Source organism: Mesorhizobium sp. KR2-14, from assembly GCF_040049255.1.
In the GTDB taxonomy this organism is placed as follows: Bacteria; Pseudomonadota; Alphaproteobacteria; order Rhizobiales; family Rhizobiaceae; genus Pseudaminobacter.
This window is the reverse complement of the sequence record NZ_JBDZDR010000002.1, coordinates 589,360-608,798: the sequence shown is the minus strand read 5'-3', so window position 1 is coordinate 608,798 and position 19,439 is coordinate 589,360. Positions and strand designations below refer to the sequence as shown.

Annotated in this window: 22 protein-coding genes and 1 pseudogene; 6 read left to right on the top strand and 17 right to left on the bottom strand. The window is 61.4% G+C overall.

Translation table 11 applies throughout. From position 1 onward, the window contains the following. The first annotated feature begins 228 nt into the window (after window positions 1-228). Window positions 229-543 carry a DUF5330 domain-containing protein gene (locus ABLE86_RS07430; protein ID WP_348778282.1) on the top strand — a complete coding sequence of 105 codons (315 nt, stop codon included), beginning with the start codon at window positions 229-231 and terminating at the stop codon, window positions 541-543. A 105-nt stretch (window positions 544-648) separates the two neighbouring features. After that, window positions 649-1,077 carry a SufE family protein gene (locus ABLE86_RS07425; protein ID WP_348778281.1) on the top strand — a complete coding sequence of 143 codons (429 nt, stop codon included), beginning with the start codon at window positions 649-651 and terminating at the stop codon, window positions 1,075-1,077. Window positions 1,078-1,092: 15 nt separating this feature from the next. Here the strand turns inward: ABLE86_RS07425 and ABLE86_RS07420 are convergent, their stop codons facing one another. From ABLE86_RS07420 to ABLE86_RS07400, 5 genes are all read right to left on the bottom strand, one after another. Beyond that, entirely contained in the window at window positions 1,093-1,893 is an 801-nt protein-coding gene (locus ABLE86_RS07420; protein WP_348778280.1) for a DUF6456 domain-containing protein, read from the bottom strand. Between the two features lie 5 nt (window positions 1,894-1,898). Then, entirely contained in the window at window positions 1,899-2,186 is a 288-nt protein-coding gene (locus ABLE86_RS07415; protein WP_348778279.1) for a helix-turn-helix domain-containing protein, read from the bottom strand. Between the two features lie 214 nt (window positions 2,187-2,400). After that, window positions 2,401-3,252, bottom strand: coding sequence for a hypothetical protein (locus ABLE86_RS07410; RefSeq protein WP_348778278.1), 852 nt, complete (start codon window positions 3,250-3,252; stop codon window positions 2,401-2,403). Between the two features lie 171 nt (window positions 3,253-3,423). Further along, window positions 3,424-3,546: a hypothetical protein gene (locus ABLE86_RS07405; protein ID WP_348778277.1), complete on the bottom strand. Its 123-nt coding sequence runs from the start codon at window positions 3,544-3,546 to the stop codon at window positions 3,424-3,426. Window positions 3,547-3,708: 162 nt separating this feature from the next. Continuing rightward, complete coding sequence (locus tag ABLE86_RS07400) at window positions 3,709-4,680, bottom strand: IS1595 family transposase (protein ID WP_348778276.1); 972 nt, start codon at window positions 4,678-4,680, stop codon at window positions 3,709-3,711. Window positions 4,681-4,929: 249 nt separating this feature from the next. On the opposite strand from ABLE86_RS07400, the pseudogene ABLE86_RS07395 reads away from it, so the two are divergent. After that, window positions 4,930-5,190: pseudogene (locus tag ABLE86_RS07395) on the top strand (cytoplasmic protein); the annotation flags it as partial. Window positions 5,191-5,408: 218 nt separating this feature from the next. Here the strand turns inward: ABLE86_RS07395 and ABLE86_RS07390 are convergent. The 8 genes from ABLE86_RS07390 to ABLE86_RS07355 form a co-directional block, all read right to left on the bottom strand. Further along, the gene (locus tag ABLE86_RS07390) at window positions 5,409-5,834 is read right to left on the bottom strand and encodes a MucR family transcriptional regulator (RefSeq protein ID WP_348778275.1); all 426 of its coding nucleotides are present in this window, start codon (window positions 5,832-5,834) and stop codon (window positions 5,409-5,411) included. A 290-nt stretch (window positions 5,835-6,124) separates the two neighbouring features. After that, a complete protein-coding gene (mnhG, locus tag ABLE86_RS07385; RefSeq protein WP_348778274.1) occupies window positions 6,125-6,487 on the bottom strand; it encodes a monovalent cation/H(+) antiporter subunit G in 363 nt (120 codons plus the stop codon). Continuing rightward, a complete protein-coding gene (locus ABLE86_RS07380; protein ID WP_348778273.1) occupies window positions 6,484-6,819 on the bottom strand; it encodes a cation:proton antiporter in 336 nt (111 codons plus the stop codon). The genes mnhG and ABLE86_RS07380 overlap by 4 nt, the downstream gene beginning before the upstream one ends. Continuing rightward, window positions 6,816-7,289 carry a Na+/H+ antiporter subunit E gene (locus ABLE86_RS07375; protein ID WP_348778272.1) on the bottom strand — a complete coding sequence of 158 codons (474 nt, stop codon included), beginning with the start codon at window positions 7,287-7,289 and terminating at the stop codon, window positions 6,816-6,818. Before ABLE86_RS07375 ends, ABLE86_RS07380 begins: the two co-directional genes overlap by 4 nt. Beyond that, the gene (locus ABLE86_RS07370) at window positions 7,289-8,857 is read right to left on the bottom strand and encodes a Na+/H+ antiporter subunit D (protein WP_348778271.1); all 1,569 of its coding nucleotides are present in this window, start codon (window positions 8,855-8,857) and stop codon (window positions 7,289-7,291) included. Before ABLE86_RS07370 ends, ABLE86_RS07375 begins: the two co-directional genes overlap by 1 nt. Before the next feature lie 2 nt (window positions 8,858-8,859). After that, window positions 8,860-9,237: a Na+/H+ antiporter subunit C gene (locus ABLE86_RS07365; protein ID WP_348778270.1), complete on the bottom strand. Its 378-nt coding sequence runs from the start codon at window positions 9,235-9,237 to the stop codon at window positions 8,860-8,862. Beyond that, complete coding sequence (locus ABLE86_RS07360; RefSeq protein ID WP_348778269.1) at window positions 9,237-9,656, bottom strand: Na(+)/H(+) antiporter subunit B; 420 nt, start codon at window positions 9,654-9,656, stop codon at window positions 9,237-9,239. The genes ABLE86_RS07365 and ABLE86_RS07360 overlap by 1 nt, the downstream gene beginning before the upstream one ends. Before the next feature lies 1 nt (window position 9,657). Continuing rightward, window positions 9,658-11,985, bottom strand: a complete 2,328-nt coding sequence (locus tag ABLE86_RS07355; RefSeq protein ID WP_348778595.1) for a putative monovalent cation/H+ antiporter subunit A — start codon at window positions 11,983-11,985, stop codon at window positions 9,658-9,660. A 311-nt stretch (window positions 11,986-12,296) separates the two neighbouring features. On the opposite strand from ABLE86_RS07355, the gene ABLE86_RS07350 reads away from it, so the two are divergent. Further along, on the top strand, window positions 12,297-14,414 hold the full coding sequence (locus tag ABLE86_RS07350) for a S9 family peptidase (protein WP_348778594.1): 2,118 nt from the start codon (window positions 12,297-12,299) through the stop codon (window positions 14,412-14,414). A gap of 48 nt (window positions 14,415-14,462) precedes the next feature. Here ABLE86_RS07350 and ABLE86_RS07345 read toward each other — a convergent pair whose 3' ends face one another. From ABLE86_RS07345 to ABLE86_RS07330, 4 genes are all read right to left on the bottom strand, one after another. After that, the gene (locus ABLE86_RS07345; RefSeq protein WP_348778268.1) at window positions 14,463-15,413 is read right to left on the bottom strand and encodes a cytochrome c; all 951 of its coding nucleotides are present in this window, start codon (window positions 15,411-15,413) and stop codon (window positions 14,463-14,465) included. Between the two features lie 9 nt (window positions 15,414-15,422). Beyond that, the gene (locus ABLE86_RS07340) at window positions 15,423-15,863 is read right to left on the bottom strand and encodes a cytochrome c (protein WP_348778267.1); all 441 of its coding nucleotides are present in this window, start codon (window positions 15,861-15,863) and stop codon (window positions 15,423-15,425) included. A 158-nt stretch (window positions 15,864-16,021) separates the two neighbouring features. Then, a complete protein-coding gene (locus ABLE86_RS07335; protein WP_348778266.1) occupies window positions 16,022-16,618 on the bottom strand; it encodes a superoxide dismutase in 597 nt (198 codons plus the stop codon). 183 nt (window positions 16,619-16,801) lie between these two features. Further along, the gene (locus tag ABLE86_RS07330; protein WP_348778265.1) at window positions 16,802-17,680 is read right to left on the bottom strand and encodes a branched-chain amino acid aminotransferase; all 879 of its coding nucleotides are present in this window, start codon (window positions 17,678-17,680) and stop codon (window positions 16,802-16,804) included. 143 nt (window positions 17,681-17,823) lie between these two features. Between ABLE86_RS07330 and ABLE86_RS07325 the strand changes: the two genes are divergently transcribed. Further along, a complete protein-coding gene (locus ABLE86_RS07325; RefSeq protein ID WP_348778264.1) occupies window positions 17,824-18,492 on the top strand; it encodes a haloacid dehalogenase type II in 669 nt (222 codons plus the stop codon). Between the two features lie 195 nt (window positions 18,493-18,687). Then, window positions 18,688-19,422, top strand: a complete 735-nt coding sequence (locus ABLE86_RS07320; protein WP_348778263.1) for a L,D-transpeptidase — start codon at window positions 18,688-18,690, stop codon at window positions 19,420-19,422. The last annotated feature ends 17 nt before the right edge of the window (window positions 19,423-19,439 follow it).

The window sequence follows — 19,439 nt, the reverse complement described above, 5'->3', positions numbered from 1 at the left end:
GGGGATCGAATGCGAAATCAAGAGCTTGCATGGTTAGCAGAACCTTACGGACTTGGCTGAAATAACGGCAGCCACGATTCCGGTCCCGTTTCGTTAAAATTTGAATCGAATTCGTCGATAATGCCACCGTCTTGCGCAAGCGCTCCTTTGCGTAGCGAATGCAATTGTGCTCAACAGACGATGCGGCGCCGTTCGACATGCGCGGCCCGCATGCAACGAGGCAAGGACATGGGCTTTCTCCTCCGAACCGCTTTCTGGCTGTCGCTGGTGCTTCTGCTGCTGCCGATCGGCTTCAGCGACAAGAATGGCGATGAGCCCAGTGTCGGCGCTTTCCAGGCTTTCCTGGCTGCGCGCGAAGCCATCAGCGACCTTGGCGGCATTTGCGAACGCAAGCCGGAAGTATGCGAAACCGGAAAGTCCGCCCTGCACACGGTCGGCATCAGGGCGCGCGAGGCTGCCCGCATCGCTTTCGAAATGCTCGACAGCCAGTTCGGCGAGCCCGACAAGGCCACCAAGACAGGAAGCATTCCCGAAGAAAACTGATTCCCGGCGGAACGCCGCAGGCCTCAGGACGATCTGCCCTCTCTCAGGACCTTCGGTGTCTGCTTTTTCCGTGACGCGGCGCATCCACGCCACTATATCGAGCCTATGACGACTACGATCCAAACTATCCGCGACGACTTTGCTTTCCTCGATGATTGGGAGGATCGCTATCGCTATGTCATCGAACTCGGTGAAGCGCTTCCGCCTTTTCCGGACCACGCGCGCGACGACGCGCACAAGGTGCAGGGCTGTGTAAGCCAGGTCTGGCTGCTTACGGAGCGCGGCGAAGGCGCAGATCCCATCGTCCGGTTTCAGGGCGATTCGGATGCCCACATCGTTCGTGGCCTGGTGGCCATCTTGCTTGCCCTCTATTCCGGCCAGCGCGCCAGCGAGATCCTTGCCGTCGATGCGGAGGCGGTTCTTCGCTCGCTCGGCCTCGATGAGCATCTGACACCCCAGCGTGCCAACGGCCTGCGCTCGATGGTCAAACGCATCAAGCGCGAGGCCGAAGACACGCTGCGGCAGGACGCCTGACCGCCGCACAGGCAATCATCCGATGTTCGGGCGGTAGTCTTCACTTCCCCAGTGGACTATCGAGCCTCCCGTCCTGCGTCTGGGCGCCTGTGGCTCATAATGACGGCTCAGCACCCCGAGCGCGGTCTTGAGCACGATCTTGGCTGACCGCACAGGCCAGCCCCGCTCGGCCTCCACCAGTTCCAGCCCCTTCAGAAAGCAACAGATGTCGATGAGGACCCCCGACAGTTCGGGGCCCACGGCATTGACGGCGCGCTCCACGCGCTGGCGGGCCGCCAGCGCGGCCTCGGTCAGTTCCGCCACTCCGTTTGCATCGGTTCTTCGCCGCGAGGCCACGCTTGCCTCCCAGTTTGCGCCGAGCCGGGGCATGATCTGCCCGCGCGTGAAGTCTGCGCGCAGTCGCTCACCCGCCGTGAATTCCGCCTGCGAGAGAAACGGCCTGCCGCTTTTCGTCTTTCGTCGCATGAGCTGACCAAGCGGCGATTCCGAAAGGTTCACCAGCGCGTAGTCCGGCATTCCATCCGCACCGGCGACCCTCACCACATCGAGGTCGATGGCCTCGCCTCCACGCCGCATGGCCACCTTCGGTGTTGCGCCATGCACTTCCGGCGCCAGCACGACCGTGCGGTCGTGGCGGACGACGATGCCTGCGCGCTGCAGCCTGTCCAGGGCTTCCTCCGACACGCAGATCGTACCGCGTGTCTTCTCCTCAAGCAGGACCGTGCCCTTGACGGCCGCGTCCCTCACTACGGCCTTGCCGCCCGACAGAAAACGGACGATCCGCCGCTCGGCGTGTTCACTGTGCGACTTCTGCATGGTTCTTAGCGCTCCAGCCTGTCCCGAAACGCTGCGATAATCACGCGCTCCATCATTGCCACGACCCTGTCGAACTCCTCCACGTCGCGCATATCCTCGATCAGATGGCAGGCGTACACGACCGTCGTGCGGTCTCTGCCGAAACTCCGCCCCACATCGCTCATGTTCAGGCCCAGGATCACATGGGCGACGTACATGGAAATCTGCCTGACTCGAGAAACTCCCAGCGACGTGCGCCCCGGGCGCCGAAGTTCCTTGCCCGAAACGTTGAACAGCGCGGCAGCAATGTCCATCAGGCATTCACATGCCTCCAAGGCCTCCTCTTCGCCCCACTGAAACCCACGCCCTACCGTTCGATGCGCCTTCGCCCCCACTCTTGCTTTGGTCTGGGCCTTTTCTGTCGTGGCAGCAGTGAACACAAACCTATCCCTCCGTTAATAGGAATTGTTTCCTAATTATATACGTGACGTACCAATGATCGATTCACACCCAGAAAGTTCAGGTTGGTCAGTTCGTTCGGAGGAAGAGCGCCGAGCACTTCTCGATGAAGCGCTTGCCGGTGTCCGCAATCTCAAGAAGCGTATCCACGACCGGCTTACCTTCGAGGGGCTGTCCCTCTGCGAAGACTATGTCAAAGGTCGGCTGGAACTCACCGTCCAGCTGGAACTCATCCGTCATGTCGGCGGGGCAATCGACAGTGGCGACGAAGTTGGACCTGTCTTTGTTAGGCTTAAAATCTGTCATCCCGAGAGAATATCTTACCTGGCCAAGCGAAGCGTCGAGCTTGGCGACCCGGAGCCGTACAATGGCTGGGATAATCAGTTTGTGTTTGTCCAGGACGTCGAGATCGTGCAGGGACCGCAAGGAGTATTGCCCGCCATCGTAGGGTTCCAACTCCTCGACCAAGCGGAGCGCGTGGGAACTGGCCCCCTCCATCTTACCGCGCACCCGCTTTCCCTTGGCCGTGGTAAAACCATCGCGGGCCCGTATGAATTCCTGCCTATCTATTCCAGTCGGGAAATAAGCATCAGCCGCCTTCCCCCGGCCCAAGGGGGGTGCGGTGAGCGCGACCGCTACGTAGTCGAAAGCCGATCGGATGTTGTGAACCGCATCGCCGATGACGCCGGCGAATTCGAGGGGCATCCGGCTATCGGTGGTATATATGATCTCGATCTGCCCGTCCTCTGGCTTGGGGCGAATCGCGAAATTGTAGTTGCGTCTGAGGGGCAGGTGGCGGGCGGCATCTGCAAGCTCGTGCAAATGTCTCTCGGCCCGTTTCAGCTTTAGAGCGGCACCAGCAAACGGGCTGGAATTGTGATAGGTAAGATTCCCGTAGAAATCTGATCTCGGAACGGTCATGCCTCCCCTCCCTGACGAAGACACAGATCATGAGAAAGGCGACGAGGTATTGCGCCGCCTTCTGAAGACCCCGCCTGATCCGGGGCACAAGTCTCGCGCAAGCGAGCCAGATCAGAAACGGAAACCGGGCGGCAATCCTGCGAAGAACGACCGCCCGGAAGAGCCTGAGCCTTAACGGCGGCGGCGCTTTTTTACAGTCTCGACAACATGGGTCTTCGGGTGGCGCACGGCGGTCGAAACCGATGTGTACTTCCCGGAGATCGCGCTGCGGCCGATCTTGTAGGTCTTTGCCATTTCCATCACCTCCGTTCTCGGGCTGCTGCCCGTGCCGGAAGGCCGCGCCAGAGAGGTGTGGTGAATCGAATCGCCCAAGACCAATACAAATAATGATGAAGCGCCTACTCTGAGTCGAGTCTGCGTTTCTTGCGCAACTTAATAAGTTTTCGTGCTTTTTGCTTAGGCGAAACTGGCTTCACCAATCCGCCGATAGGTCAAACGCTTGTCGCGAGCCATACGAAGCAGGTCTTCGGCGCGCTCTGCATCGCTAACCTTGAGCGCGGCGCGACGATTGTAACGAAAATCGAACTCGGCAAGGTAGCGATGCAAGTGCGCTTCGCCGCAATGCTGATAGACGCCGATCATGCCGCGCTTGAACACTGAGAACACGTTCTCAATCGTGTTGGTGTGGACGTCGCCGCGAGCATATTCCTTGCGGGAGTGATTGACCGTCTCATGGTTGGCGTATTCGGCGCCGGTCGTGGTGTAGAGGCGGCTTTCGTCGGTGTAGAGCGTCGAGGAGCGGTCGGCGTTGCGAACCAGAATGTCGCGCACGATGTCCTTGGTGGCATGCTGGACATGGAAGGAACGGACCTTGCCGCCGCGCTCGACCAGCGAGACAATGGTGCGCTTCTGAGCGCCGCCGCCTTTGCCCCTCTTGGTGAAGGGGCGGCCATTGCGTTGCGGTGAGACATAGGGAACGTCGCGCTTGCCGATGTAGGTTTCGTCGGCTTCCACGGTCTTGCCTGCGCCACCAAGCGGACCAGATGACTTCACGTCCTCCTTCATGGCTTCACGGATGCGGTGCGCCATGAACCAAGCGGTCTTGTAGGTAACGCCGAGCATACGGTGGAGCTGGTGCGCACTCATGCCCTTCTTGGAAGCGGCCATGAGGTGAGACGCCAGCACCCACTTATTGAGCGGGATTTTGGAGCGTTCGAACACGGTGCCAACGGTGACGGTAAACGGGTCGCGACACTCGTTGCACTTGTAGACGCCAGGACGGGTGGACTTGCCCTCAAGCTTGGTAATGCGGTCGGGGTTTGCATTGCCGCAATGCGGGCAGATCGGGCCATGCGGCCAGTGAATGGCCTCAAGATGTTCGCGGGCCTTTTCAGCGTCTGTGTAGATCACGTTGGTGAGGTCGAACATCGGTGCGTCTCCTTGGATTTACTGTCGCAAATCCGGCTTGGTACGTCAAGTATATAATTAGGAATTGTTTCTTATATACACCAGCCGCCCGCGACGTGAACAAAGAGGAAACAAATACTTCGTGGTAAAAACTCAAGTAGCTGAAAACATGGCCTTTATTCCACTTCCGGTGTCCGCCAGCCGAGATATTCATCCCCGGTCTCCGAACCTCGCGGATAGTTGCTGCATGACGCAACAGGAGTTTCCCCGATGGACGATATCCGCTCTGAGTTCTCGAGGTTCCAGGCCCGAAAATCATCGGAAACCGCATTTGCCGGACAGCTTGCCGCGTTGCAGCTTGTCTGCGGCATAGATCTCTCGTCAGCGCTCGCCGCGGGCCCCGAAGAGAAGGCCAGGCTGCAACATCGTCTCAGGCGCGCGATTGAACGGGAGCGGCTGCGCGGAATGCGGCGCCACTGGAGCTACGACCTGAACCGTCACATCGCTCTCAAGCAGGCGCTCGACCGCCTATCCGAGGCGGAATCGGTTTCTCCCTCCGCCCCTGAACCCAGCCGGTCACCTTCTGCATTCGGAAAGGCAAGGGCGTCGCCCAGAAGTTGCGGCGGCAAAGCCGGTATGGTCCACGCCAGCCACAATCTCGAAGACCTCCGACGAGTATAGAAAGGTAATCGAAATAAAAACGGCGCCCGGAGGCGCCGTATTCTTTGCAAGAAATATTTTGGTCTTCTTTACGCGCCTTTGCGCTTGCGCCCCAGACCCATCTTCTTTGCGAGCTGCGAACGGGCCGCAGCATAGCTCGGCGCAACCATCGGATAGTTCGGATCCAGGCCCCACTTTTCGCGGTACTGATCCGGCGTCATCCCGTAGTGCGTCATCAGGTGGCGCTTCAGCGACTTGAACTTCTTTCCGTCTTCCAGGCAGATAATGTAGTCGTCCTGGACAGAACGCTTCGGATTCACTGCCGGCTTTTGCTTGTCGGCAGGCGGTTGCTCAACCGCCCCCCCAACGCGGCCCAGAGCGGCGTGCACATCGGCGATCAGGTTGGGCAGTTCACCGACCGGCACGGGGTTGTTGCTGACATAGGCGGCCACAACATCGGCCGTCAATTCAATCAGCATCTCGTAGTTTCTGCTCGGCGTTTCGACAGTATCCATACTCTTCAGGCCCCAAGGTAAGTTTGAAAGGTGCCCCTTTGTTAATTGGCGGGGCTTGGCGCGATTTAACGAAGGCGAACTCCACCACGATTCGCGTCGCAACACCTTAATGAACTTCACAAGCAATCAAGTCAATTAAATATTTCGTCATCAACGGAAATGATTAGCGTTCAGGGCCAATATTTAGATGGCTAGACTTGGCCAAATCCAAGTTCCTGCCCGCCTTTTCAGAATTTGTGGCAATGATCAGGCCGTAAAATGGCGGCAATACATCTTCCAATGCCGGCATTTCAACTTTGAGTAGTCTTCACGACAGATTGAACGCCGCGCTCTATGTCGTCTCTCAGCGATTTGCTCCACAGGCGGCACCCCGCAGCGTGCGCCGCTTTCGCCAGGAGATGCGAGGAGATCGGCACCGTCATCAGGAAGAACACGACCCCGGCCAGGGCACGCATGGCGATGGCAAGGTCTTGCGATTGGACCGCCAGCGCAATCAGCATCACGCAAGACCCGAGGGTTCCCGCCTTCGAGGCTGCATGCATGCGCGTGTAGAGGTCCGGCAGCCGCAGCAGCCCAATCGAGGCAACGAGCGCAAACAGTGCACCGATGACGATCAGGATACCGGAGACATATTCGAGCAGGGCAGTCATCATCGCTTCGAACCCCGTCTCGCCCTGGCTTTCTTGGAAGTGGTCTTCGTCTTTTCCTGCGGACGGCTCGCGACAAAACGTGCGAATGCAACCGTGGCCAGGAAGCCAACCAGGCCGAGCGCAATGGCAATATCCACGTGGATGGAATAGCCGGTCTTGATGCCGAGCACGGCAATGAAGCCAATGGCAATCGCCACGAGCATGTCCAGTGCCAGTATACGGTCGGGAAGAGACGGTCCGCGCAGGACGCGCAGCACCGTCAGCAGCAGCGACAGGCACAGTAGTCCCAGCGCCAACATCACGCAGAAGGCCAGAAAGCTGTCGGCAGCAATCACCGGAACGCCTCCATGATCTTGCGCTCGAAACCGTCGGCGATATCACGCCGCGCCGCGTCCGGGTCCGAACAGTCGATTGCATGCACGTAGAGCGTGCGCCGGTCGGCCGATACGTCGACGGACAGCGTTCCGGGCGTCAGGGTGATCAGGTTCGCCAGCAAGGTTATTTCAAAGTCACGGTCTACGGTGAGCGGATAGGCGAATATGCCGGGCTTGAGATCCATGCGCGGCGATACCACCAGCTTCGCCACCCGCCACGCCGAAAGGATCAATTCCTTCACGAACAGCACGACGAGCGACGCCACCTTCCCCACTCGCAGGAAGCTGCGCAACGAGCCGATATGCTCGCGCACCAAGTAAAGGGTGACGCATCCCAGAACCACACCGAACAGGATATTCGGCAGCGAAAGCGAACCTGTTATCGCCGCCCAGGCAAACGCCAGCAGTATTATGCTGAGATAGATCGTCATCAGCCGCCTCCAGCCGGAAACACCGCGCCGATATAGCCGGAACTATTCAGCAGCCCGGCGGCGGCCAGGTTCGCCACCCGGATCACCGGCTCGGGAAACAGCCCCAGCAGGACAATGGGCAGGCTCAAGGCGATTAATGCGCCATGTCCAAGAAACAATCCAGCAGGTTCGGCCCGCGCCGCTGGGCTGCGCCCCCCGGCCGGTTCACGCCAATATGCCAGCAGGAACATGCGGCCCACCGCGATCATCGTCAGGAACCCGGAAAGCAGGATGGCGCCGGTCAGCCACCAGGCATCGGCGTCCAGCGCCGCCTTCACCAGCATCACCTTGGGCCACAGGCCGGATGCCGGCGGCAACCCTGCCACCGCCGCGGCCAGAACCAGCGCGATGCCCGACAGTAGCGGCGAGGCGCGGTAGAGGCCCGAAAGCTCGTGCAGCGAGAAGCTGCCCCCCAGTTCCCTCATCATGCCGGCGAGAAGGTAGAGCGCGGTCATGATGAGCATCGAGTGCAAGGCGTAGAAGATCGCCCCCGCCACGCCCGTCTCTGAGCCCAGGGCAAGACCAGCCAGCATCACGCCCACCCCGGAAATCACCAGAAAGCCGAACATGCGCCTCGTATCCGACTGGGCGAGCGCCCCGAGCGCGCCGAGGAGCATGGTGGCGATGGCCACGAGACCGATCAGTTCCGACATTGCGGCGCGTTCGACCGGAAACAGCATCACCAGGGTCCGCAGCAGCGAATAGATGCCGATCTTGGTCAGCAGGCCGCCAAACAGCGCCCCCACGACGATGCGCGGCGTGTGATACGAGGCCGGCAGCCAGAAGTTGACCGGGAAAGCCGCCGCCTTCATGCCGAAGGCCAGCAGGTAGAGCGCCGCAAGCGTCATCAGCGGTGCGGTCTCCCGCAGGCCACTCGCCTTGCGGGCAATATCGGCCATATTGAGCGTGCCGAAGATGCCGTAGAGATAGGCGGTCGCGACCAGGAACAGCGTGGTCGCCACAAGATTGAGGATGGCATATTTGGTTGCGCCGTCGAGCTGCGCCTTTTCCGACCCGAGGATCAGCAGGCCGAAGGACGAGATCACGAACACTTCGAACCAGACGTAAAGGTTGAAGATGTCTCCCGTCAGGAACGCGCCGCTCACGCCCGTCATCATCAGCATCAGGAACGGGTAGAAGCCGTAGCGTCGCCCCGACGCGCCGATGTCGCGCAAGGCGAAAATCGCGCAGATGAAGGCAACGCCACCCGAACCAAGGGCAAAGAGCGCGCCCAAAGCATCCACCGTGAAGGATATGCCGAAGGGAGGCAGCCAGCTTCCCATGGTCATTGCCAGCGGCCCGTTCTCCAGAACCCGCGCCAGCAATGCCGCCTCGGCGCCCACCAGCGCGCCCAGCCCGACCAGCGCGACGACGCCTTGCCAGCGCGTCTCATGGCGGAACATCAGCAGCACCGCGCCGAAGATCAGCGGGATGATGATGGGTGCTACCACCAGCCAGTCCGCCGCCGTCACCGGCGTGGTCATCATCCCGGCAGCCATTTCGACTGCCCTTTCGGTCTCGCCAGTCATCGTCAGTATCCCAGCGGCGGAAGCGGCTCGCCTTCCGGTTCGGCCACGCGCATGCCGTCAGTATCGTCGGTTCCGATCTCCTGGTAGGCGCGGTAGGCCAGAACCATCAGAAAGGCGAAGAACGAGAACGAAATAACGATTGCGGTCAGGATCAGCGCCTGCGGCAGCGGGTTGGCCACCTGCCCCACCGTCGTTTCGAGCCCTTCCGGAATGATAGGCGGCCCGCCGCGCTGGATCCGTCCCGCGGTGAAGATCAGCAGGTTCACGGCATTGCCGAAGATCGCAACGCCCAGAAGAATGCGGATCACGTGCTTGGACAGCATCAGATAGATGCCGACTGCAAAGAACAGGCCGACGAGGATTGAAAGCGCCGCCTCCATCAGCCGTCCTCCCTTTCCTCGAGGGCGAGCGCGGTGGAAGTGATCGAGCCAACCACGACAAGATAAACGCCGATGTCGAAGAACATCACCGTCGACAGATCGACGGTGACGCCGAGGAAGCTGATGCTCGTCCAAAGCCCGGTCAGGAACGGCACGCGGAACACATAGGACAGCAGGCCGGCAAGTCCCGCGAGCAGCAGCCCGAAGCCGGAGACGGCCATCGGATGGAAGTACATCGCTCGGCGCACCGCCGGCACGCCATGCGCAATGCCGAGGATCGCGAAGGCCGATGCGGCGATAAGCCCGCCAATGAAGCCGCCGCCGGGCTCGTTATGGCCGCGCAGCAGCACGAAGACCGAGAACAGCAGCATCAGGCTGGTCAGGTAGGGGGCGGCGGTGCGAAAGATCAGCGTCTGCATTTCAGGCGTTCTCCCTCTTTCGCACGTGGCGCCTTTCGTTCTTCGCCCGGATGCGTATCAGCGCCAGGATCGACAGGCCGGCGATCATAACCACCGAAATCTCGCCCAGCGTATCCAGCCCGCGGAAGTCGACGATGATGACGTTTACGACGTTGCGGCCATGGGCAACCACCAGCGAGTGGTTCTTGAAGAATTCCGTCAGCGTCTCATCGAACGGCAACTGCGTCACCTTGAGCAGGAACAGCCCCAGGGCGCCGCCGCACGCCGCCGCAACCGTCGTGTCCAGCAGCTTTCGCCCAAGGGGCCGATGCTCGGACACGGCCAGCCGCAGTCGCGTCATCACGAGCGCGAGGATCACCACCGACAGCGTCTCCACCATGAACTGGGTGAAAGAGAGATCCGGCGCGCCCATCAGCATGAACAGCAGCGCGATCGCAAAGCCCTGAACGCCCAGCGACACGATCGCGGTCAGCCGGTCCTTGGCGTAAACCACCGCACCAAGTCCGATGACGGCAATGATCATGATCGTAACTTCGTAGAACCATGGCCTGGGCAGTTCCGGCATCGCCGGCAGTTCGTCGAACATCACCATCGGCACAAGAAGCGCCAGCGCGACGGCCATGAAGGTGACAACCATGTAGAAGTCCATCCGGCCGTTCTGGACAGTGCCGGTCACGGCCGAAGAGAAGCGGACAAGCCCGCGCATGGCCTGGTCGAAGCCGCGATCAGGCCCCCAGCCGATCGCCTTCAGCAGTAAGACCATCGCGGCGCGCAGCCTGGCCTGTTGCAGATAGGCGGCGACACCCAGCGCGACCGTAAGAGCCGAAAGCAGCAGGGGCATGCCAATATGCGACACCGTCGAGATGTCCACCTGAAGCGGCTGCCCGGCGACGGCGCTTGCCATCGGCGAGGAAAACAGACGGTGAGCCAAGGTCGAAAGCAACCCAGCGGCAAGGCCGCAAACGGCCAGCACGAGCGGGCCGAGCCACAGCAGCACCGGCCCTTCATGCGCCTGCTTGGGTGCATTTCCCGTCGGCCCGACAAACGGCCTTAACCCCACCGCGAAAGCCACTGCAAACATCAGCGCGTTGCCGACAATGGCCGCCAGCGCCGCCAGGCTTGTCCACCCGCCAACAGTCAGCGCCGCATAGATCTCCTCCTTGGCGAGGAAGCCGAAGAACAGCGGCAATCCGCCCATGGAAAGCGCTGCCAGCAGCCCGGCCGCAAACGTGATCGGCATGGCGCGGCGCAGCCCGCTCAATGAGCCTATGTCGCGAGTGCCGGTCTCATGGTCGATCAGGCCGGCAACCATGAACAGTGCACCCTTGAACAGGGAATGCGCGATCAGATAGAGCGCCGCCGCCTCGATCGCCTTGTCGGAGCCGAAGCCCGTCAGCATCACCAGCATGCCCAGCGATGCAACGGTGGTATAGGCCAGCATCAGCTTGAGGTCGGTTTGGCGGATCGCCAGCAAGCTTCCGACCAGCAGCGTAGTGCCGCCGAACAACACCAGGGTGGTCTCCCAGACCAGCGTATCGCCCATCACCGGGTTGAGGCGCATCAAAAGGTAGACGCCCGCCTTCACCATGGTTGCGGAATGGAGATAGGCCGACACGGGCGTCGGCGCCTCCATCGCGTTGGGCAGCCAGAAATGAAACGGGAACTGCGCCGACTTGGTGAAGGCGCCTCCCAGAACGAGCACCAACGCGGCCAGATATAGCGGGCTGCCGCGCAGCGCGCCGCCCGCCGCCAGCAGGGAGGACAGCTCGGTCTGGCCGGTAGCGCCCCAGATCACGACCAGCCCGGCCAGCAGCGAGAGGCCGCCCAGCCCCGTCACCACCAGCGCCTGCAGTGCGGCACGCCGCGATGCCTCGCGGCGATGGTCGAAACCGATCAGCAGGAACGAGGTCAGCGAGGTCAGTTCCCAGAACACGAACAGCATCAGGAAGGAGTCGGAGACGACCAGCCCCTGCATCGCGCCCATGAACATCAGGATAAACGAGAAGAACCGCCCTTGATGTTCATGCCCCTTCAGGTAGCCGCCGGCATAGAGCACCACCAGCGCGCCGATCCCGGCGATCAGCAGCGCGAAGGTCAGCGACAGTCCGTCCAGGTACCAGGAAAAGCGAACGCCGAGGCTGGGGATCCACTCATAACCACCGCGCACCGCCTCGCCGCCGGCGACGACATTCACCATGCCGGCGAAGTGGAAGACGATCCACAATGGCGCCAAGGCCAGCACCCAGGCCGCATTATGCTTCAGGACTCGGGCGAGTGAAGGCGCCAGCAATGCGGCCACGAACGGCAGTATCAGCGCGAAAAAAGTCAGAAGCTATTCCCCCGTTGCCTTTTTCCGCAGCCGCGTGCGGGCCTTCGTGCGGCGAGTTGCAAAACTTGTTGCGGTTGAAATAAACGGGGGGCTTACGCTGGGCAAGTCCTTCTGGCGCTATCCTCAACTTTCACAGTGTCGCACCTGGCTTGCCGGCAACGCCTACATCCGACTACGCGTGAGAAGCGCATCGGATCTTGTCTGGCGCCACCACTCTCGTCCGCTAAATATACCTGACAAGGGAGCGGCACTTGAACACGCCAGCGCGAGCGTGTTCACTCTTCTTTCGGAATTCAACGATGCGAGACACGATGACTCTTTCAGGTAGCTTCCCTCAGATAATGGCCCCGACAACGGCAGAGCGGCCGGTTCAGGACACAAACCACGGCATCTCTCGCGTCGACGAATTCTCCTGGCTGCGGGCGGAAAACTGGCAGGAGGTTTTCCGTGATCCCACGAAGCTCGACCCGGCCATCCGCGACCACCTGAACGCGGAAAACGTCTACCAGACTGCCCTGATGGCCGACACGGAGGAGCTGCAGAAGCAACTGTTTGCCGAGATGAAGGGGCGCATCAAGGAGGACGATGCCTCCGTGCCGATGAAGGACGGGCCCTTTGCCTATGGCTCTTCTTTCAAGAAGGGCGGCCAGCAGCCGCGCTTTTTCCGCATCCCGCGGGATGGCGGCGAGGAAAAGATCATTCTGGACGGCGATGCCGAGGCCGAGGGCAAGGCCTATTTCCACATCGGCGGTATCGAGCATTCCTCGGACCACGACCGCCTTCTCTGGTCGTTCGACGACATGGGCTCGGAATTCTTCAAGCTTCATGTCCGCGATCTGTCGACCGGTACCGACCTGGCGGACCAGATCGCCGATACCGGCGGCTCGGGCGTCTGGAACGCCGGCAACGACGGCTTCTTTTACACGCGGCTCGACGAAAACCATCGCCCGTCCAAGATCTTCTACCATGCGCTCGGCACCGATCCCGCTGAAGATCGCCTGATCCATGAGGAAACCGACCCCGGCTTCTTCATGGATGTTGGCGGCTCGCGGCGGAAGGACTGGATATTCATCAGCATCAATGACCACGAGACGTCGGAACAGTGGCTCATCCGCATGGACGACCCGAACGCCGAGCCGAAGCTCGTGGCCGCGCGCGAGACCGGGATGCAGTATGAACTGGAGGAAGGAGGCTATGTCTTCTTCATCCTGACCAACGCCGACGGCGCCAAGGACTTCAAGATCATGACCGCGCCAGTCTCCGACCCTGGCCGTGAAAACTGGAAGGAACTGGTGCCGCACGAGCCCGGCCGCCTTATCCTGTCCGTACTGGGCTTCAAGGACTTCATGGTTCGGCTGGAGCGCAAGGAAGGCCTGCCGCGCATCGTCATTCACGATCGAAACACCGGCGAGGAGCATCTCATCTCCTTCGAGGAAGAAGCGTTTTCGCTCGGCCTTGGCGGTTCCTACGAATACGACACCGACGTCATCCGCTTTTCCTATTCGTCGATGACGACGCCCAGCCAGCTCTTCGACTACAACATGCGAACGCGCGAGCGCGTCTTGCTGAAGACGCAGGAAGTGCCTTCGGGCCACGATCCGGAGAATTATGTCACGCGCCGCCTGATGGCCGCCTCGCATGATGGCGAACTGGTGCCGATCTCGCTGATCTACCATCGCGACACGCCGCTCGACGGCTCGGCGCCGTGCCTGCTCTACGGCTACGGCTCCTACGGCATTACCATTCCCGCCTCCTTCAACACCAACTGCCTGTCATTGGTCGATCGTGGCCTCGTCTACGCCGTCGCGCATGTTCGCGGCGGCAAGGACAAGGGCTATGCCTGGTACGAGGACGGCAAGCGCGCCAAGAAGACCAACACCTTCCTCGACTTCATCGCCGCGGCGCGTCATCTGGTTGCGCAAGGCTACACCTCGCACGACCGCATCGTCGCCGAGGGCGGTTCGGCCGGCGGCATGCTCATGGGTGCCATCGCCAACATGGCGCCCGAAGTGTTCGGCGGCGGCATCATCGCCGAAGTGCCCTTCGTCGACGTGCTCACGACCATGCTGGACGACACGCTGCCCCTCACCCCGCCGGAGTGGCCCGAATGGGGCAACCCGATCGCCTCGGAGGCAGATTACAAGACCATCGCGGCCTACTCGCCCTACGACAATGTCGAGGCGAAGGACTATCCGCCGATCCTGGCGGTCGCCGGCCTCACCGATCCCCGCGTCACCTACTGGGAGCCGGCAAAATGGGTGGCCCGGTTGCGCAAGGTGAAGACGGACCAGAACCCGGTCCTGTTCAAGATCAACATGGATGCAGGCCATGCCGGCGCGTCCGGCCGCTTCTCGCGGCTGGAAGAGATTGCCTACACCTACGCCTTCGCGTTGAAGGTCACGGGCAAGGCCACGGTCGAACCGGCCTGATTGGCGGAATAGTGCGGCGCGTTTCCGGCCCGGCGCGCGCCGCTTTCGCTATTCAGCCGCCGTCTTTCGCGGCGGATAGCCGTTCGGGTGCGGCGACACCGCCTTCAGATAGGCCGCGATTGCTGCGCGGTCTTCCGGCGTCAGTTTCGCCATGTTCCTCTGGACCTCGACCATCGAGCCGCCGACCGAATCGTAATCTGGCGTGAAGCCTGTCTCCAGATAGTTGACGATGTCGTCCTCGGACCAATCGCCGATCCCGCCCTCGCCCGAAGTGATGTTGGGCACGATGCCGTCACCCTCGGCGGCCGTAGCGCCGGCCAGCCACTGGCTCGTCCTAGCAGCGCCAGTCATTTCGCGCGGCGTGTGGCATTCGCCGCAATGTCCCGGCCCCTCCACCAGATAGCGGCCGAGCACTGCCGGCTCGGAAGCCGTTCCGTCCAGCGCCACCACGGGCTCGGTCGTCAGATAAAGCCGCTTCCACAGGCCGATCCCGCGCCGGATGTTGAACGGGAATGCGAGCGAATGGTCCGGCGCCTTGCCCGAAACCGCCGGCAGCGTTTTCATGAATGCATAGAGGTCGGCCACATCTTCCGGCTTCATGCGCGCGTAGGAAGTGTAGGGGAAGGCCGGGTAAAGATGCTCTCCCGAGGGCGAGACACCGCGCATCACCGCATTGGCGAAGTCTTCTTCGGACCAGGCGCCGATGCCGTCCCTCTCGTCCTGGGAAATGTTCGGCCCCACAAACGTGCCGAACGGGGTCTTGAACTCCATGCCTCCGGCGAGTTCCAGCTTCGCGTCGCCCTCTGCCTTGGGCCGGGCATGGCAGGAGGCACAGCCTCCCGCCCAGAAGATGCGCTCGCCCCTAGTGGCATCGCCTGTCCGCAACGCGGCGATCTCGCTCGTGTCGAGTCGAACCGGCGCCGTCAGGAACCAGAATGCGCCGCCGCCGATCGCGCAGAGCGCAATCGCTCCGGCGGCCAGTCTTGCAATGCCCCTCATCGGCCGCTGCTAGCCCTTCTTGATGCGGAAGGTCTCGTGGCAGGAGCCGCAATTCTGCGCAACCTTGCCGAACTCTGCCTTGAAGGCGTCAAGGTCTGCCGGCGCGGCCGCCACGGCAGCTTCTGTGTCGGCCTTGAACTTGTCCACCGCCTTCTGGAAGCCCGCCATGTCTTCCCAGATCTTAGGCGAGGCCGTCGTATCGCCGCCCGTTTCGCTGCCCTGCGGGAAAAGTGCCGCGACATCGAACTTCTGCGCGTCCTCGTTCAGCGTCTTCAGCGCGGCCAGCACGAGCTCGGCGTCGAAGGGCTGCTCGCCCTTGGCGATTGCGGCGATGCTCTTCAGCGCCTTGCCGTTCGCCTTCATGATCTCCTGCCGTTGGGCAATCGGATCGGCCATGGCCGCCGTGCCGGCAAATGCGAGCATGGAAACGGCGAGCACGAGTTTTCTCATAGATGACCTCCAGGTGATTTGGCTGTTCGGGAATCTCAGCGGCAAACTGGACGAAAACGTGCTGACATGCTCTTCACGCTTTCGTTATCAGGCTGTTACAACCCTTTGCCGGAAAAGAAAAACCCCGGCCGAGCCGGGGTTTTCCGAAGCGAAACGGCTCAGGCCTTTTCGTAAAGTTCGAGCACGTAGTCCCAGTTGATCAGGCTGTCTACGAACGCCTCGAGGTACTTCGGGCGCAGGTTGCGGTAATCGATGTAGTAGGAGTGCTCCCATACGTCGACGCCGAGGATCGGGGTCGCGCCGTGCACCAGCGGGTTCTCGCCGTTCGGGGTCTTGGAGATTTCGAGCTTGCCGTCCTTGACGGAAACCCAGGCCCAGCCCGAACCGAACTGCGTCACGCCGGCGTTGATGAAGTCGGCCTTGAACTTGTCATAGCCGCCCAGGTCGCTGTCGAATGCCTTCTGCAGCGCCGCCGGCAGCTTGTTGCCGCCGCCGCCCTTCTTCATCCACTTCCAGAAATGGACGTGGTTGTAGTGCTGGGCTGCGTTGTTGAAGAGGCCTGCGTTCTTGCCGAAAGACTGCTTGACCACTTCCTCCAGCGACAGGTTTTCCATGCCGGCTTCAGCGGCAAGCTTGTTGCCGTTGTCGACATAGGCCTTGTGGTGCTTGTCGTGGTGATACTCAAGCGTCTCCTTGGACATGAAGGGCTGCAGGGCCTCGTAGTCGTAGGGCAAAGCGGGCAGTTCAAAAGCCATTGGTCATACTCCCTCGTTGGCAATTATGAGCGATGTCTATCGGCGTCCGGTTACGCACAGACATATGGTGAAGACGAATCCGAACAACCCCGTGTTCGATAATACGGCTCCTTCTAGATCATCATTGTGAAAAGTGGCAGCTTGTTTCCTGCAAAAAGCCGCGCCTGTCGAAAACAGCCGTTCTCAACCGACGGGTGTCGAGTGCGCCCAGTCCCAATAAAGCTCACGCGCCTTCTTGGCCACCGGTCCCGGCTGCATGGTCCGGTCCTCGATCTTCGTCACCGGCACGACCTTGGAGTGATTACCGGTGGAGAATATCTCGTCGGCCTGCATGAAATCGCGCACGGTCAAGGTCTTCTCGGTTGTCTGGAAGCCGTAGTCGGCAAGCAGCGACATGGTGCGCGAACGGGTGATGCCGGCAAGGAAGGTCCCGTTTGCCGCCGGCGTGAAGATATGGCCGTCCTTGACCATGAAGATGTTGGAGGATCCCGTCTCGGCCACGTTGCCGAGCATGTCCAGGACCAGCGCGTTGTCGAAGCCGCGCATCTTGGCATCGAGGATGGCGCGACCGTTGTTGGGATAGAGGCAGCCGGCCTTGGCGTTCGTGGGCATGGTTTCGATGGTCGGCCGGCGGAACGGCGAAACCGTCAGCGAAAAGCCGGTGGGCGGCAGCATGGGTGATTCGTAAAGGCAGAGGCAGAAGCGCGTCGAAGCCGGGTCGGCCGGCACGCCCATATAGCCGCCATGCTCGGCCCAATACATCGGACGGACATAGACCGCCGTGTTGCTGTCGAACTTCTTCAGACCATCCCAGGTCAGGCCAATGATCTCATCGGCGGTCATCGTGGGCTTCAGACCCAGTGAAATCGCCGATGCGTTGACACGCCGGGAATGCAGGTCGATGTCGGGTGCGACGCCCTCGAACCAGCGCCCGCCGTCAAACACGCTGGTTCCCAGCCACATGGCATGGCTGCGCGGGCCAAGGATGGCGACGTTACCTTCGTACCAGTCGCCGTCCACATAGGTCCAGGTCCTGGTCTGAGCTGGCGTTGAAAGTGACATGAGCTGACGTCTCCCTTCAGGTTCCGACATGGAAGACGCTTTGGCCGCCTCCGTCAACCGCGACACCACGGAAACGTTTGATGCCAGCGGCCGGGCGCAATAGGGTGAGTGTCGATTGCCTGCATGGCTGAAGGGGAGGACCGATGCGCCATCCAGCCTATGTCTTCGACGCCTATGGCACGCTGTTCGACGTGCATGCGGCAGTACGCCGCCATGCCGGCGCCATCGGCCCCGACGGCCAGTTGCTGTCCGAGATCTGGCGGGCAAAACAGCTCGAATATTCCTGGGTGCGGACCTTGATGGGGTCCTATCTCGATTTCTGGCAATTGACCGAGCAGGCGCTGGACTTCGCTTTCCGCAAGGTTCCCTCCGCCGACCCCGCCTTGCGGCAGGAATTGCTCGATGCCTATTGGCAGCTCGATTGCTATCCGGAAGTTCCGGCGGTGCTCAAGGCGCTCAAGGCCGAAGGCGCGCGCATTGCCATATTGTCGAACGGTTCCCCAGCCATGCTCGAAGCGGCGGTCAGGTCGGCTGCCCTCGACCAGGTGCTCGACGACGTTTTCTCGGTTGATGAAGTGCGCCGGTTCAAGACCGACCCGGCCGTCTACGACATGGTCAGCACCGGCTGGCGCCTCTATCCGGATGCCATTTCATTCCAGTCGTCCAACCGCTGGGACGTGGCCGGCGCCACCCGCTTCGGCTTTCGCACCGTCTGGATCAACCGGACGGGCCAACCCGACGAATACCAGGACCTGAAACCCGGCCTCATTCTGCCTTCGCTGGAAGGCCTGCTGTCCGACAATCGCCCGTGACGCACCTGTGGCCCTAAAGCCACAGCAACCCCGCCGTCACATCGTCGCCTTTCTTTCTTCACCCTGAAGCCAGATTCAAAGTCACCTATCCACCCATCCAATGAGGGGAGAAAACCGCGCTGCTGGTGCAGCGTTCACCCATTCTTGCGATGTCGTTGGATATCCCTTTCGACATCTGGAATTTGAAGGGCATCCATGACTGATTCGCTTACCTCCACCCGCCTGAGCCGTCGCGGCTTTCTTGGCGCCGCGGCCGTCAGCGCCGCCTCTTTCGCAGTGTCGGCCTGCAGCACCGTCTCACGCTCAAGCTATACCGAAGGCCCCCCTCCGATAGCTCCGCAGGTAAGCGTCGACCCCGTATTTGGCGATTACACCACCATCTACGGCCCCGTGACTGACGAGGGCTACGAGATCCCCGCGATCCCGCTGAAGAAGATGGACAAGCGCTTCCTGCGCCAGATCGTTCAGGATCCGACTGGCGAACGGCCGGGCACAATCGTCATCGACACGTCCAATCACTATCTCTATCTCGTCCGCGAAGGCGGCGAAGCGGTGCGCTATGGCGTCGGCCTCGGCCGCGCCGGCTTCGAATGGTCGGGCCGTGCCGTCGTCCAGTGGAAGCGCAAGTGGCCGACCTGGACGCCGCCGGATGAAATGATCGGCCGCCAACCGGAGCTGGCCAAATACAGCGCCCGCAACGGCGGCATGCAGCCGGGCCTGAACAATCCGCTCGGCGCCCGCGCGCTTTACATCTTCAAGGACGGCGTGGACACGCTCTACCGCCTGCACGGCTCGCCGGAATGGTTCTCCATCGGCAAGTCGGTTTCGTCTGGCTGCGTGCGCCTGATGAACCAGGACATCATCGACCTTTACGATCGCGTCCCCAACAAGACGCCGATCCTGGTAACGGGCAGCGTCGGCGTGGCCTGAGCCCGCCTTCTCTGTTT

What these genes read in the sequence shown, in the direction of transcription:
- ABLE86_RS07430 (WP_348778282.1), top strand. Translation starts at nt 229, where the DNA reads ATGGGCTTTCTCCTCCGAACCGCTTTCTGGCTGTCGCTGGTGCTTCTG.
- ABLE86_RS07425 (WP_348778281.1), top strand. Translation starts at nt 649, where the DNA reads ATGACGACTACGATCCAAACTATCCGCGACGACTTTGCTTTCCTCGAT.
- ABLE86_RS07420 (WP_348778280.1), bottom strand. Translation starts at nt 1,893, where the DNA reads ATGCAGAAGTCGCACAGTGAACACGCCGAGCGGCGGATCGTCCGTTTT.
- ABLE86_RS07415 (WP_348778279.1), bottom strand. Translation starts at nt 2,186, where the DNA reads ATGGACATTGCTGCCGCGCTGTTCAACGTTTCGGGCAAGGAACTTCGG.
- ABLE86_RS07410 (WP_348778278.1), bottom strand. Translation starts at nt 3,252, where the DNA reads ATGACCGTTCCGAGATCAGATTTCTACGGGAATCTTACCTATCACAAT.
- ABLE86_RS07405 (WP_348778277.1), bottom strand. Translation starts at nt 3,546, where the DNA reads ATGGCAAAGACCTACAAGATCGGCCGCAGCGCGATCTCCGGGAAGTAC.
- ABLE86_RS07400 (WP_348778276.1), bottom strand. Translation starts at nt 4,680, where the DNA reads ATGTTCGACCTCACCAACGTGATCTACACAGACGCTGAAAAGGCCCGC.
- ABLE86_RS07390 (WP_348778275.1), bottom strand. Translation starts at nt 5,834, where the DNA reads ATGGATACTGTCGAAACGCCGAGCAGAAACTACGAGATGCTGATTGAA.
- mnhG (WP_348778274.1), bottom strand. Translation starts at nt 6,487, where the DNA reads ATGATGACTGCCCTGCTCGAATATGTCTCCGGTATCCTGATCGTCATC.
- ABLE86_RS07375 (WP_348778272.1), bottom strand. Translation starts at nt 7,289, where the DNA reads ATGACGATCTATCTCAGCATAATACTGCTGGCGTTTGCCTGGGCGGCG.
- ABLE86_RS07370 (WP_348778271.1), bottom strand. Translation starts at nt 8,857, where the DNA reads ATGACTGGCGAGACCGAAAGGGCAGTCGAAATGGCTGCCGGGATGATG.
- ABLE86_RS07365 (WP_348778270.1), bottom strand. Translation starts at nt 9,237, where the DNA reads ATGGAGGCGGCGCTTTCAATCCTCGTCGGCCTGTTCTTTGCAGTCGGC.
- ABLE86_RS07360 (WP_348778269.1), bottom strand. Translation starts at nt 9,656, where the DNA reads ATGCAGACGCTGATCTTTCGCACCGCCGCCCCCTACCTGACCAGCCTG.
- ABLE86_RS07350 (WP_348778594.1), top strand. Translation starts at nt 12,297, where the DNA reads ATGACTCTTTCAGGTAGCTTCCCTCAGATAATGGCCCCGACAACGGCA.
- ABLE86_RS07345 (WP_348778268.1), bottom strand. Translation starts at nt 15,413, where the DNA reads ATGAGGGGCATTGCAAGACTGGCCGCCGGAGCGATTGCGCTCTGCGCG.
- ABLE86_RS07340 (WP_348778267.1), bottom strand. Translation starts at nt 15,863, where the DNA reads ATGAGAAAACTCGTGCTCGCCGTTTCCATGCTCGCATTTGCCGGCACG.
- ABLE86_RS07335 (WP_348778266.1), bottom strand. Translation starts at nt 16,618, where the DNA reads ATGGCTTTTGAACTGCCCGCTTTGCCCTACGACTACGAGGCCCTGCAG.
- ABLE86_RS07330 (WP_348778265.1), bottom strand. Translation starts at nt 17,680, where the DNA reads ATGTCACTTTCAACGCCAGCTCAGACCAGGACCTGGACCTATGTGGAC.
- ABLE86_RS07325 (WP_348778264.1), top strand. Translation starts at nt 17,824, where the DNA reads ATGCGCCATCCAGCCTATGTCTTCGACGCCTATGGCACGCTGTTCGAC.
- ABLE86_RS07320 (WP_348778263.1), top strand. Translation starts at nt 18,688, where the DNA reads ATGACTGATTCGCTTACCTCCACCCGCCTGAGCCGTCGCGGCTTTCTT.